10 protein-coding genes are annotated in these 12,631 nt (G+C 51.0%); 8 read left to right on the forward strand and 2 right to left on the reverse strand.

The window, feature by feature from the left end:
- The first annotated feature begins 200 nt into the window (after positions 1-200).
- From B160_RS29820 to B160_RS0121070, 7 genes are all read left to right on the forward strand, one after another.
- Positions 201-689, forward strand: coding sequence for a hypothetical protein (locus tag B160_RS29820; RefSeq protein ID WP_040680239.1), 489 nt, complete (start codon positions 201-203; stop codon positions 687-689).
- 601 nt (positions 690-1,290) lie between these two features.
- Positions 1,291-4,041: a family 78 glycoside hydrolase catalytic domain gene (locus B160_RS0121045; protein WP_026309919.1), complete on the forward strand. Its 2,751-nt coding sequence runs from the start codon at positions 1,291-1,293 to the stop codon at positions 4,039-4,041.
- Between the two features lie 207 nt (positions 4,042-4,248).
- A complete protein-coding gene (locus B160_RS29825) occupies positions 4,249-4,857 on the forward strand; it encodes an RNA polymerase sigma-70 factor (RefSeq protein ID WP_051107221.1) in 609 nt (202 codons plus the stop codon).
- A gap of 44 nt (positions 4,858-4,901) precedes the next feature.
- A complete protein-coding gene (locus B160_RS0121055) occupies positions 4,902-5,894 on the forward strand; it encodes a FecR domain-containing protein (RefSeq protein ID WP_018629921.1) in 993 nt (330 codons plus the stop codon).
- 64 nt (positions 5,895-5,958) lie between these two features.
- A complete protein-coding gene (locus B160_RS0121060) occupies positions 5,959-8,607 on the forward strand; it encodes an outer membrane beta-barrel protein (protein WP_018629922.1) in 2,649 nt (882 codons plus the stop codon).
- A 51-nt stretch (positions 8,608-8,658) separates the two neighbouring features.
- Entirely contained in the window at positions 8,659-9,171 is a 513-nt protein-coding gene (locus tag B160_RS0121065; RefSeq protein WP_018629923.1) for a gluconokinase, read from the forward strand.
- 273 nt (positions 9,172-9,444) lie between these two features.
- Positions 9,445-10,764: a gluconate:H+ symporter gene (locus B160_RS0121070; RefSeq protein WP_018629924.1), complete on the forward strand. Its 1,320-nt coding sequence runs from the start codon at positions 9,445-9,447 to the stop codon at positions 10,762-10,764.
- A 259-nt stretch (positions 10,765-11,023) separates the two neighbouring features.
- Here the strand turns inward: B160_RS0121070 and B160_RS30835 are convergent, their stop codons facing one another.
- The gene (locus B160_RS30835) at positions 11,024-11,893 is read right to left on the reverse strand and encodes an alpha/beta hydrolase fold domain-containing protein (protein WP_018629925.1); all 870 of its coding nucleotides are present in this window, start codon (positions 11,891-11,893) and stop codon (positions 11,024-11,026) included.
- Between the two features lie 67 nt (positions 11,894-11,960).
- The gene (locus B160_RS0121080; RefSeq protein ID WP_018629926.1) at positions 11,961-12,290 is read right to left on the reverse strand and encodes a hypothetical protein; all 330 of its coding nucleotides are present in this window, start codon (positions 12,288-12,290) and stop codon (positions 11,961-11,963) included.
- A 121-nt stretch (positions 12,291-12,411) separates the two neighbouring features.
- Between B160_RS0121080 and B160_RS0121085 the strand changes: the two genes are divergently transcribed.
- Complete coding sequence (locus tag B160_RS0121085; protein WP_018627361.1) at positions 12,412-12,624, forward strand: hypothetical protein; 213 nt, start codon at positions 12,412-12,414, stop codon at positions 12,622-12,624.
- Positions 12,625-12,631 lie beyond the last annotated feature (7 nt).

The raw sequence follows: 12,631 nt of genomic DNA on the forward strand, positions 1-12,631 counted from the left end.
GAAATTTTCTAAACAAAATGCATTTGTGGTTGATGTTTTTCAAACAAAAAACCGTCCATTTAAAACTGATTTACACCTTCCGCCAAAACTCCCGCGGATCGTTTAATGGCGGAAAGATGCCGTTCCCGGAACACCGGTTTTTTGATTTAATTGGCTATTTTTATCATCCCTTCACAAAGGGAGGCAATAAACTTAAACCTATGCGTTTTTTTGATTTTTTTAATGGCACAGACAAAAAAGATCCGGCAAAAAAAACAGCTGAAAAGAGCGGCCCTGTCGGCCTGGATAGAACGCTTGAAGGGTTGGCCACAGCCTTTTTACAAAAATATGCGCCTCAATATCCGGGGCTCGATTATTCGGTCGGCAGCCTCGAAGTGCTGGAGCGCCTGCTGCAGGATGCCGGTGGTTTCTTTGGCGAAATGACTCCGGTACAGCAGCAGAAAATAACGGAAGGCGCCGGCGCCTATCTTTTTGAGGTGGCCCGGAAAAATGTGGGCGGTACCTATTACTGGTATCAGAAACTGGATCAGCCGGTCCTCATCACCGGCCAGCCGGATTTTGAAACCGGTATCCTGGCCTATCACCAGGTGCGCAACCGTTTAAAGAACGGCCCGGAAGAGAACATCCCTGCTTATTTTAAAGGCTATATGGAGAGTGTAAAGCAAAGCCGGTCTGCCATCATCATTTAGCCGTTAATCCGGAATGTATGGTACAATCCATATAACAGGTCGCTCTTACGGAGCTCAATATAAGACGCTATACACCTTGCTGCCATTATGATGCCCCTATCGGGGCTATATGTTGGTCATGCTGGGTTTTCCATTTGTGAACACAAAACCAATGGCGCAATGACAAACCTGCTTTGGGTCATCCTTTCATTGATTAGGCCCCCTATCGAAAACTCGGCATGACCCAAGTATGATTGATTGCCAATAATTAGATAATCTGTCATTGGCAACTGGTTTCAGCATCTAATAATAGATGCCTATCAATAGATGCTGAAACAAGTTCAGAACGACAACACGCTAAAAAGCGACTTTTAATACAATCTCAACCTGTTCAAATCGATATCGATTCAAGTCAGCGGTTTAATATTTTTGATAGCAGCACATGATGAACGGAAGTTTGCAGCCCCCGGAGCGTGCTGCGGCGGCTTACCGGAAGTCCTGTTCGTGCAGGCGGGGTTTTAAAATGTTTATGGTATCTGATTTATGCATCCGCCCGTGGTACCGGACAGTGATCCCTGGTTTTTCACTACTTTTGATTTCCAACTATAATCATTTTAAAACGATGCGATTATCTGCCATACTTTCCTTATTGTTTTTGCTATTGTGCAAAGCACAGGCCAGCTCCGTAACAATAGAACAGCTGACCTGCGAGCATCTTTCCAATCCGCTTGGAATGGATATTACCCGGCCGGTACTGGGCTGGCAGCTTCAATCGCCGGAGCGCGGCCAGTTTCAGACGGCCTATGAGATCGTGATTGGCGATGATGCGGCGCAGGTGCGGAAAGGCGTAGGCAATCAATGGACCACCGGGAAGATCGCATCGGCGCAAAGCATCAATGTCATTTATAACGGAAAACCCCTGCGGTCCTTTACCCGGTATTTCTGGAGTGTGCGGGTGTACGACCGGCAGGGCCGGGCTTCTGCCTGGAGCCCGCTGGCCTGGTTTGAAACAGCCATGCTGTCGGCTGCCGACTGGAAGGCCCGGTGGATCAGTGACGGAAAACCATTGCCTGAAAAAGACGGGGATTTTTATAAAGATGATCCGATGCCGGTGTTCAAAGCGGCCCTTCAGATCCATAAACCTGTTCAAACGGCGCGGTTGTACATCGCCGGTGCCGGATATTTTGAAGCTTACCTGAATGGTACCCGGATCGGTAATGATGTATTGAGCCCGGGTTGGACCAATTTCGATAAGCGCATCCTGTACCGGGTTTACGACATCACGGCCAATCTGAAAAAAGGGACCAATATTGCCGGGCTGCTATTGGGCAACGGCTGGTATAATCCCCTGCCTATGAAGTTCTGGGGCGTGTACAATCTCCGGAACGCACTGACGGTGGGCCGGCCGGTGGTAAAAGCCCAGTATCATATTGTTTATACGGATGGTACCCGGGAAACCCTGATCACGGACGACAGCTGGAGCTGGAAGGAAGGGCCCGTGATCCGGAACAGCGTCTATCTTGGAGAAACGTACGACGGTCGCCGGGGCAATGAATCCTGGCTGCAGCGGGCACCCGGCAGCCAGGATAAGAAAGCTTTTGTGGCGGCCGGGCCCCGGGGCCGGCTGGTGGCAGACCTGCAGCCTCCTGTCCGGGTAACGGGTGTTATAAAACCCGTTGCCGTCAGGGAAGTGGCCCCGGGGAAATATGTGGCGGATATGGGGGTGAATTTTGCAGGCGTGGCCCGCATCCGGCTAAAAGCCCGGGAAGGAACGCGGGTTTCCCTGCGTTACGGGGAAGATGTGTACAAAAATGGGGAAGTAAACGGAATGACCGCAGTGGCCGGACAGATCAAAAAAAGAAACGGTGGGCCGGGCGCACCGGCAGTGGCCTGGCAGGAAGATCAGTTTATTGCAGGGGGCCGGGGAACAGAGGTCTGGAACCCCCGCTTCACGTTCCATGTATTCCGGTATGTAGAGATCTCCGGCTGGCCGGGAAGACCAACCGTTAATGACATTGAGGGGCTGCAAATGAACGCTGATGTGCCCGCTGCCGGCGTCTTTGAATGCTCCAACCCGTTGTTCAATAAAATACAGGAAAACACGCTGCGTACATTTAAAAGCAATATTTTCAGCGTACAGTCGGATTGTGCCGGCCGCGAAAAATTTGGTTACGGGGGCGACCTGTTTTGTACGCTGGAGTCTTTTTGCTACAATTTTGGCATGTACAATTTTTACCGGAAGTCCCTGCAGGATTTTGAAGACGATCAGCGGCCGCTGGGAGGCATTACAGAAACGGCACCCTATGTGGGGTTGCATGACCAGGGCCCGGGCGATCAATCCGGGCCGCTTGGCTGGCAGCTGGGCTATCCCTACCTGGTAAAAAAACTGTATGAGTTCTATGGCGACAAACGCGTGGTTGAAAAATATTATCCTTCGCTTACAAAACAGATCCGCTTTTTGGAAGACAGCGCAAAAGCTTATTTATATGAGAACGACATCAGCGATCATGAGTCGCTGGATCCCAAACCGGTGGCATTGACGGCCTCCCTGTTTTACCTTCATCATGTACGGCTGATGAAGGAGTTTTCGGCGCTCCTGGATAAGCAGGTGGAAGCCCGCAGGTATGCAATGCTGGAAGCAAAGATCCGGACCGCGGTGCTGCAAAAATTTTACAGGGGTAAAGGCGTTTTTGATAACCAGACCCAGGCTGCACAGCTGTTTCCGCTCTGGTATGCTATTGTAGGAGAAAAAGAAAAGCCCGCCGTATTGCAACGGCTTGTACAGGCGTTTGCTGTCAAAAAAGATCATGTTTCCACCGGGATTTTTGCTACCAAAATGATGTTTGATGTGCTGCGCGAAAATGAGCTGGATGCCCTGGCATACACAGTGGTCAACCAGGAAGATTTTCCCGGCTGGGGGCATATGGTCCGGCAGGGCGCTACCACTTTGTGGGAGACCTGGAAATATTCGGATAACACCTACTCGCAAAACCACCCGATGTTTGGATCGGTGACGGAATGGTTTTACCGGTCGCTGCTGGGGATCAATGCCACAGCCCCGGGCTTTAAAACCTTTTACATCCGGCCGCAAACAGACAATGGGCTGCAGTTTGCCTCGGGCAGCTATGAAACCCCTTACGGGCGGATAAAAAGCGCATGGCAAAAGAAGGAAGGCCGGTTGTTCTTAAAGGTAACGATACCCGTAAATACCACCGCCGAGGTATGGGTACCCGCAGCAGACGGGGATGTATTGCAGGATGGTAAAAATACCGCCGGTCAGAAAAATATTGTTTTTTTAAGATCCGAAAAAGGCTGCAGGGTGTACCGGCTTGGTTCCGGGAACTATGCTTTCAGCGGCGGCCTGAAAAAATAAAAGAAATAACATTTATTTCCCGGTGCAAAACACACCGCCGGCCGTACTGGTCCTTGTTCTCAGAGGCTGTTTAAAAACGATCCGGATCTCCGTAACCGGCTGCAGCGCGTTCCAACACTGCTGATCCGGGGTATTGCGATCCGGCCCGGAAAATAAAAATACCCCTTGCGTCAGTATATGGGTTATTTTTAGTGTCTGTATATACGCATGCAGCCAACATCCATCGAAGCGTTGTTCCGGCAGATCGGTCAGGGGCAGAAGGAAGCCTTTAACCAGCTGTTCTATCATTACTACGAACGGCTGGTGCGGTTTGCTGTGCAATATGTGAAACAACAGGAACCTGCAGAAGAAATCGTTTCGTCTTTGTTTGTACAACTCTGGCAAAAAAAGGACCGGCTTGCGGCGGTCCGCTCGCCGGAAGTATATCTTTTTGTTGCGGCCCGTAATAGTTGTCTCAATTACCTGCGGCGGCCTCAAAAAACCGTGCCGCTGGGGGACCGGCAGCCGGGCCTTGCAACCGGGAGCGAAGCAGGCGTTGCTCCTGCAGAATACAAGGAACTGGAAGCTGTTGTCATCGCAGCCGTGGAGCGGCTTCCGGAGCAGCGACAGCTGATCTTCAGGCTGATCAGGGAAGAGGGCCTGAAAGCAAAGGAAGTAGCGGCGATCCTGTCCTTGTCTGTCAGAACCGTAGAAAACCAATTATACAAGGCCGTGAAGAGCCTGGCAGCGACCGTAAGCAGCTACCTGGGGTATCATCCCCGGGAAAAACGGTCACGGGGCGCAGGGACCCTGACTTTTTTAAAGGCGGATAAGTAAAAGGGATGATTTTTTTGTCCTATAAAAATGCAGCATAAAACAGTATGAACAGGGAAACATTTTTAGCCTTGTTGTCAAAGAAGATGAGAAATGAACTTTCGCGGGAAGAACGCGAAAGACTGGAGCAGTGTATGGAAGAAAACAGGGAGTTCCGGCAATTGAGCGAGGCGATCGGAACAGCTGGCAGCCATCGCACTGCGGTGGTGCCGGATATGGAGGACCGGCTTTCGGAGATCTGGAAGCGTATTGCGGAAGGGGCGCCGGCACCGGAGCCACGACGGCTTTTGCAGCCGGGCCTGTTTATAAAAATAGCGGCTGTTTTTTTATTGATCGCAGGCGGGATCGCATGGATCCTTTATAAGAACAAACCGACAAAAGAGGGACTGATGGAGGTGCTTAGTACTACAAATGAAAAATTATACACCGCGTTGCCGGATGGTACGCAGGTTACATTGAATTATCATTCCACACTGGAATACAATACGGATTTCGGAGATGGAAAGCGGAAGATCATCTTGCAGGGAGAAGCTTTTTTTGATGTGACGGCCAACGAGAAAGTGCCCCTGCAGGTGCTGGCTGGCCCGCTGATGGTGGAAGTAAAGGGTACGGCTTTTAACGTGGAAGCCTATAAGAATGATCCCGGAATAAAGGTGGTGCTGCTGCGGGGAGCCGTGGAGGTATCCAGAAGGGGCGACCGTACAGATAAGGTATTGCTGAAGCCCAATCAGTGGCTATGGGCGCCCAATACCTCAGGAGGAACGGTCCAGTTCCACATTGATTCCATCGATCAGCAGGTGACACAGCGGCTGCACTGGAAAGATGATTCGCTGGTATTCAAAAAAGAGCCATTGCAGCATATAGCCCGGAAGCTCGAAAAAAAATATGGCGTGACCATTGAGATCCGTACAGAGGCACTAAAGGAAAAGCGGTTCAGCGGCATATTGGTCAACGAAAGTTTAGCTGATGGGTTAGAAGCACTGAAAACAGCCTACCCGTTCAGCTATAAGATCGAGGATAAGAAAGTAACGATCAGGTAACCGCCCGGCAGCTTGTAACAATTACCGGAAGCCGGCGTATAGAAAATAAGTAAACATCATCAAGTTGGTAAGAAGGGGATTTTTTGTTTTTTTAATGGCTGCAGCAGCGATTGTGGCACATGCGCAAAGCAAAAAGATTTCAATTACGGCGGTTAACCAGCCGCTGAAGGCGATACTGGAGCAGGTGCAGGAACGCAGTGGTTACCACATCATTTACAGCGACGAAATCGTACAGGATTCCATGAACGCCTCCGTAGATGTCCGTCGCCGGAGCGTAGCCGATATTCTGAACAGCATTCTCCGGCCCAACGGATTATTTTATAGCCGGCGGGGCGGAAATATGATCGTGGTGGGAAGCATTGCCCTGCGCAGCCAGAGCGAGGCAGGCGGCCCGCCACAGCAAAGCATCCGGGGCCTGGTTACCGATACGGAACAGAAACCGGTGCCTTATGCATCGGTAACATTGACAGACGGGGAAGGTACGCGCTCCGGTACAGCGGGGGAAAGTGACGGGCAGTTCCGGATCTCCTATACATTTGAGCAGGGCAGAAGGTATTATGTACGGGTGTCTTCCATCGGGTACCGGCCGGCAACATTTACGTTTACGTTCTCAGATACACTGCAATTGAAACCCTTTGTGCTGGAAAAGGATAAAAGCACTCTGCGCACGGTAACGGTTGCGGCAGCCCGGCCCCTGGTCGAGCGACGGGCCGATCGTTACGTGGTGAATGTGGAGGGGACGCCGCTGGCAGACGGGAACAATGCACTGGAGGTATTGCAGAAATCGCCGGGGATATGGGTGGACCCCAATGGGGGCATCAAGATCAATGGGAATGGATCGGTTACCGTGATGATCAATGATGTGCTGCAGCGGATGTCTGGCACCGACCTGGCGGAGTACCTCCGCACCATCCGGTCGGAGAATATAAAAAAGATTGAGGTGATCCCCAATCCGCCCGCCGAATACGAAGCCTCCGGTACCGGGGGGATCGTGCACATCATCCTGAGGAAAAGCCGGGATGAGGGTTTTACCGGGCAGGCCACGGCCGTTTTTAAACAGCAGAAGGGAAAGCCGTATCTGTCATCCGGCATCTCCGCACAGTATAAAATAAAGCGGTTTTATTTTTTCGGAAGGGGCGCTTTGTCAAAAGAGGAGCAGGTGTATTATGCCCGCACCATTAACAGTTATAAGGACCATAGTTCATATGACGGGACCACCGACCGGATCAACAACAACCGGCAAACCAGCTACCAGGGCGGGATGGTGTATGATCTTTCCGATAAGCAGTCCCTCAGCTTTCAGGGCGGAACAACCGGCATCAATCTTTTACGGGATTTTAAAACCGGCATCGTCTTAAAGGACCCTGCCGGCGGACTGGTAACGGGTTCCTCGGTTACCGGCTGGAGCCGGAAGCCCCGCCTGACCACCGGAACACTCAACTACAGTTATAAGCTGGATACCCTCGGCTCTGTATTCAAGATCCTTGCAGACTATGTAAACGGCAGGAAGGCAGAGGACATGATGGTGCGTTCGGTTTATACAGACCCGCGCCGCGATACGCTGTACCGGAACAGCTATCCCAGCACAACCGAGATCTACAGCGGCCAGGCAGATTACCTCCGGTACCTCAACGCCCGCTTCAAATTACAGGCAGGTGTAAAATATGTGGCTACAAGACGAAACAATATTGTTACCACCGAGCATTTTACAAACGGAAGCTGGCTCGTAAAGGAAGATGCCAGCAACCAGTTTATTTATGATGAAAATCTTTTGATGGGGTATTCAGCAATGGAAGGCGCTGTAAAAAGAACCCATATCAAGCTGGGGTTACGGGCGGAGGAAACCTATATGCGGGGCAACAACATCACTTCGGCACAGCAATTTACCCGGCGCTATCTGAACCTGTTTCCCTCGGCGTTTTTGCTGCAGAACCTGAACGACAAACCGGTTCCTGCTGCATTGTCGTTCAGTTACAGCCGGAGGATCCGCAGGCCCCAGTTCGGTGATCTGAACCCCTTCCGGCTTCGCATCGGGGATTATTCCGTTTTGGTGGGCAATCCGGATCTCTTGCCGGAGTACGCCAACAGCTTCAAACTGGGCTATAATTTCTGGACCGGGTATATGTTCAACCTGCAGTACCTGCGTACTAACAATATCATTGCGGAATTTGCCAATCCCCAGGAAGATGGTGTGATCGAATACCAGACACGTAATTTTAAATACCGTACCTCGTATGGCGCATCGGTATATGCCCCGGTCAGGATCCGTAAATGGTGGACCGCAAATGTCTATTCGGGGCTTTTTCATACAGCGTACGCCATCAATGATTTTCAGCTTGCCCAAACCTCCTTCAACCTGAACACCTATCAGACGTTTACGCTGAAAAACAATATGGATGCCACACTTGCCACGATCTACAGCTCTCCTTATGTGCAAGGCAATACCACCCACGCCGCTTTGTTCTTTACCGATCTTTCCTTTGGGAAAAAGTTCTTCGATAATAAACTGCGTGTAAGAGTGACCGTTACGGATCTGTTCAATACGTTCAGGGAAAAGTCGCGCACGGTCTACGAGGGTGTCGATATTGATTTCTATCAAAAACGGCCCACCCGTTCTGTAGGCATTTCCGTAAGCTATCTGCTGAATGCCGGTAAAAAGATCAAGGATAAAAAAGTAGAACAAAGCGCAGAGGAAGAAAAGAACCGGATCTGAGCCGGTGCGCAGGTTATTTAAGCGATAGGGCGTATCTTGGTGATCAGAATCATGGCTGGCAGATCGATCATCATAATGGGCGTATCCGGAAGCGGAAAGACCACGGTTGGCAAAGCCGTGGCCGGCGAACGGGGTTACCGGTTCCTGGATGGTGACGACCTGCATCCTCCCGCCAATATTGAAAAGATGCAGTCGGGCATACCGCTGACGGATGAGGACCGCTGGGGCTGGCTGCTGCGCATCAACCGGGAAATGCAGGCGCTGAATGCCACAGGCATTTCTGTAGTGATCGCCTGCTCCGCGCTTAAAAGGAGCTACCGGGATCTGTTACGGCAGGGCGGGGTGCAGCTGTTATTTGTTTATCTGAAAGCCAGCTTTCAGCAGATCAGCCAACTGCTGAGAACAAGAACCGGGCATTTTATGCCGGCCGGTCTGCTGCAAAGCCAGTTTGCAACGCTGGAAGAACCAACCGGTATGGAAACGGATTGTATTGCAGTGCCGGTAACCGGCCTGCCTGAAGAGCTGGACCGGATCGGAGCGCTGTTGATCCGGAACGGATTTTAAAGACCGGCGCGCCGGCGGAAGAAAACGGCTCCGCCTGCCTTCAGTGCGCATGGGGTATCCGTGCTTATCTGCCGAGCCGGGTACATCATTTTTTCAACATCATTGAGGCAGGAAGACGCGCTCCGCTGCCTGTGCTTCTTAATGGTTCTCCATTCCCTGGTGCCTGTTCATGTTCCGTGGCTACGGTCTTTCGCTTGCCGGTTAAAAATGTTAAGCAGCCGTGCGCATTGGCTGAGTCAGACAATAACTGTATTTTCGGTTTAAATACTTGCCATGGCCCTGTTGATCCTCGTACTTGGAATCCTGTTGCTCCTGCTGCTGATCACGGTTCTGAAGCTCAATGCCTTTATCTCCCTGGTAGTGGTAGCGCTCCTCATCGGCCTGATGAACGGGATGGCGCCGATGCAGGTCATTACAGCGATGAATAAGGGGATCGGAGACACCCTGGGATCGCTGATCCTTGTTTTGGGATTGGGGGTATTGCTGGGCGCATTGCTTACGGAAACCGGCGCTACACAGCAGATCTGCAATGGGCTGATCCGGATATTTGGGCCGGCACGGGCAAAGATTGCGCTGGCGGTGACCGGTTTTGCAGTGGGGCTGGCATTGTTTTACAACGCGGGGTTCATTGTGCTCATACCGCTTGTATTTGTGGTAGCCCGGCAAACCGGTCTGCCATTGGCATACCTGGCCATCGCCATGGCGGCGCCGCTCTCCATTACGCACGGTTTCCTGCCGCCACACCCGGGTCCAACGGCCATTGCTGTTTTATTTAAAGCCGATCTGGGCAAAACATTGCTGTATGGATTGTGTGTTGCCATACCAGCCTTGCTTTTATCGGGAATTATTTTTCCGGAACTTATAAAAAAGATCAGGACCGCCCCGCCACCGGGTATTTTTGGGAGTACGGAAACGGCCGTCCGCGTATTGCCCGGTTTCGGCATCAGCCTGTTTACCGCATTGATACCGGTCCTGTTGATGGCGGCTTCCGCAATACAGGGCGTGTATAGCAAAGATGAAAGCGGCGCGATGAGCGCCGTATTGCACTTTGCCGGTGATCCGGGTATGGCCATGCTGATTGCGGTGATCTGCGCATTGCTCTTTTTAGGCGTGTTCCGGGGCCTGTCGGTAAAATCATTAATGGACCGTACCGGCGGGTCGATCAATGCCATTGCTACCATCGTATTGGTCATTGCTGCGGGCGGTGCTTTAAAAGAAGTGCTGCTTCAGAGTAAAACGGCGGATGCCATCACGCTTTTTTTCCGCAATACTTCCATGACGCCCCTGTTCCTGGGCTGGCTGGTGGCAACCCTTATCCGCATTGCCGTAGGATCGGCTACCGTAGCAGGGCTTACGGCGGCCGGTATTGTACAGCCGCTCATTGCCTCCATGCAGGTGAAGCCGGAGCTGATGGTACTTTCCATCGGTGCCGGCAGCCTGATGTGCTCGCATGTGAATGATACCGGCTTCTGGATGTTTAAGGAGTACCTCGGGCTGAGCATCGGGGATACCTTTAAGACCTGGACGGTGATGGAGTCTGTTATCGGGATCGCTGGTTTGCTGGGCGTGCTCCTGTTGAATTTGCTGGTATGAGGTACGCTGGTTAACGATGCTGGTCTTGCGCCGTTGTACTTTTCTGCTTTCGATGATTTGGACTTTCCTTTGCCAATTCTTTTTCGGGGCCGTATCAAAAATGCATTTTATAGCGCATTAATACGAAAGTGATATTTTAATGAGCCCAAAAAGTTTCTCGCAAAGACGCACCGGGGCAAAGACGCAACGCCTTGTTTTGATCTATAATAAATTTCACTATCGTATAACATCCCGTATTAGAAAGCCTGATCCGCCACCGTTATTTCACATGCTGGTTCAGAAACTCCTGTACCTGGTCAAAGGATTTGCTCATAGTAGCAGCGCTGAAGTCATCATGTCCTTCGCCGGGATATTTTTCCAGTTTTTGGGGAACGCCGTTGGCCTGCAGCTTTGCATGCAGGGCCTCTTGCTGCGCCGGCAATACCAATTGATCGTCCAGGCCCTGCAGGGTAATGGTCGGCGGCGTCTGTGCATCGATATAATTAATGGGACTGCTTGCCTGCTCCGTTCCGTTACAAAGCAGCTGGAGGGCCTGTTTGCCGGGAGACTCGGCACCCGGGTGATCTTCCATATCCTGCATATCTGACGGACCAAAGTAATTGACGATGGCCCTGGGTTTTATAAGACCGCCGCTGTTTTTATAACCCTGCAGCAGGGCCAGGTGCCCGCCCGCGCTGGCGCCGCCCAGTACCCATTTATCCGAGATGGAAAATCGGGTCCGCTGGTTATAAATATAGGTGATGGCCGCCTTGATATCATTTTCCTGGGTAGGAAAGAAATTGAATGGAAAGCCGCCGGCCAGCCGGTAGTTCAGATTGAAAATGGCCCAATCCGGAAGCCGCCTGCGCAGGGAGTCGACCACGGGTGCAAAATCTTCGTCGGCCTTATCCCCGATCACCCAGGCCCCGCCGTGGATCAGTATCATGACTTTTGTTGTTGCCCTGCTCCGGCCCGCCGGGAGGTAGATGTCCATTTTTTGAAGCGGGTCGGCACCATAGCTTTCATCAATGCCGGTGTATGCGGTAGATGGAGGCGGGACGGATTTGTCGTCCGGTTTGAAGGCATCATCCTTGTCACAGGCAGTAAGGAATAAGGACAGGCAAAGGGTATATAAAAGAATACGTTTCATTTTAATGATTGAATAGTGAGGGGTCAATAGTGAATGGGTTTTTGTTCATTTAAATACCTGTGGCCTGTCAGCTATACGTTGTCTGGTTGTTTTGATTCGCTGAGGAATGGATCGTTTGGAGTACCGGCCTCAGGATATTGATGATCAGTGCTACAAAGGCAATGGCAAAAACGGTGTAGGCAATGGATGAAACATAGGACCGCAACACGATGTTGTGGAGCTCGTTTTTGAGATCGTGCCGGATGGAAAGGGATAGCCGGAGGAGGCCAGCAACAAAACTTGCCAGGTAACTGACAAAAAGAACACCACTGAGCATATCCCTTTTTCTGACCAGGTAGTAAAGCAGGGCCCCTGCGATGATCAGTTGTGGTATGCAAGTGAGCAATATTTGCAGCATTGGTTTAATATTTGATCTTAAAAATACAAAAAACGGTTGAACCGGCCCGTGGGTGCATTTCAGATTTTCGCACTGTTATTTTTGGGGAATGGGTTAAATTTAAGAATAAAACCCATAAAATATGACAAAACAGGAATACCTTGACGCGGCAGAAAAGCGTTATGATGAGCTCCAGCGTTTGAACCTACTTACGGATTTTTACGATTATGAAAGCGAGTTTGTAAGGATTTGGCAAGACCTGGGTCGGGAGGTGCTGGAAAAAAACATTAGTACTCCGGGTAACGATAAGCGTAAAAAAAAACCTCACAACACTGGGACACGTAACAATCAATAACAAACAT

The organism is Niabella aurantiaca DSM 17617, from assembly GCF_000374125.1.
Taxonomy (GTDB): domain Bacteria; phylum Bacteroidota; class Bacteroidia; order Chitinophagales; family Chitinophagaceae; genus Niabella; species Niabella aurantiaca.

Bases quoted from the DNA above. Each gene is read 5' to 3' on its own strand.
- B160_RS29820 (WP_040680239.1), top strand. From the start codon at position 201: ATGCGTTTTTTTGATTTTTTTAATGGCACAGACAAAAAAGATCCGGCA.
- B160_RS0121045 (WP_026309919.1), top strand. From the start codon at position 1,291: ATGCGATTATCTGCCATACTTTCCTTATTGTTTTTGCTATTGTGCAAA.
- B160_RS29825 (WP_051107221.1), top strand. From the start codon at position 4,249: ATGCAGCCAACATCCATCGAAGCGTTGTTCCGGCAGATCGGTCAGGGG.
- B160_RS0121055 (WP_018629921.1), top strand. From the start codon at position 4,902: ATGAACAGGGAAACATTTTTAGCCTTGTTGTCAAAGAAGATGAGAAAT.
- B160_RS0121065 (WP_018629923.1), top strand. From the start codon at position 8,659: ATGGCTGGCAGATCGATCATCATAATGGGCGTATCCGGAAGCGGAAAG.
- B160_RS0121070 (WP_018629924.1), top strand. From the start codon at position 9,445: ATGGCCCTGTTGATCCTCGTACTTGGAATCCTGTTGCTCCTGCTGCTG.
- B160_RS30835 (WP_018629925.1), bottom strand. From the start codon at position 11,893: ATGAAACGTATTCTTTTATATACCCTTTGCCTGTCCTTATTCCTTACT.
- B160_RS0121080 (WP_018629926.1), bottom strand. From the start codon at position 12,290: ATGCTGCAAATATTGCTCACTTGCATACCACAACTGATCATCGCAGGG.
- B160_RS0121085 (WP_018627361.1), top strand. From the start codon at position 12,412: ATGACAAAACAGGAATACCTTGACGCGGCAGAAAAGCGTTATGATGAG.